A 615-nucleotide genomic window follows, 5' to 3' on the forward strand; every position below is an offset into this window, starting at 1 on the left:
GTATCCATATTGATCTTTTGCAGCATCAAAAGTTAAAAATTTTTCATGAGAAAATGCTGCTACAACGAACTCATTACTTAAATTTAGAATTTCAACTTTTGATCTTAATTTATATAGCGATAATTGTTTGAATAACTCCTCTGCCTGAGGTTTTTCACAATCCAAAAGATATCCAGACTTATGTTTTACAATTATAAATTCATATAAAAATTTACCTTGGGGTGTAAGTAATGAACTAAAACAACTATTTACATCGCTTACTTTGTTTATGTCGTTACTAATAAGATTTTGAAGAAACTCTTTTGCATCTTCTCCGTTAATATAAAGAATTGCTCTGTCATCTAAAATATAAACGTTTTTGATATTCATAATTGATTAATTATAGAATGTAATATAATAACAATTTCTCAAAATGTTAGATCTTATAATTAAAAATGGACAATGTTACATCGATGGTGAGTTAAAAGATGTAGATGTTGCTATAAAAGATGGAAAAATACAAAAGATTGGACAAATTTCAGAAGAGGCAAAAGAGACAATTAATGCAGAAGGCCATACAGTATTTATAATAATGAAATTGAAATAGGCAAGGTTTTGATCGATAGCGACTACCCT

General features: G+C 27.6%; 2 protein-coding genes. One reads left to right on the forward strand and one right to left on the reverse strand.

What is annotated here, in order from left to right; genetic code table 11:
• A partial coding sequence (locus AMO08_RS02385) for a YgfZ/GcvT domain-containing protein (RefSeq protein ID WP_425304632.1) occupies positions 1 to 369 on the reverse strand: 369 nt, incomplete at its 3' end.
• Positions 370 to 412: 43 nt separating this feature from the next.
• Between AMO08_RS02385 and AMO08_RS02390 the strand changes: the two genes are divergently transcribed.
• On the forward strand, positions 413 to 586 hold the full coding sequence (locus tag AMO08_RS02390) for a hypothetical protein (protein ID WP_256997641.1): 174 nt from the start codon (positions 413 to 415) through the stop codon (positions 584 to 586).
• Positions 587 to 615 lie beyond the last annotated feature (29 nt).

This window comes from Candidatus Pelagibacter communis, from assembly GCF_001180205.1.
In the GTDB taxonomy this organism is placed as follows: Bacteria; Pseudomonadota; Alphaproteobacteria; order Pelagibacterales; family Pelagibacteraceae; genus Pelagibacter; species Pelagibacter ubique_O.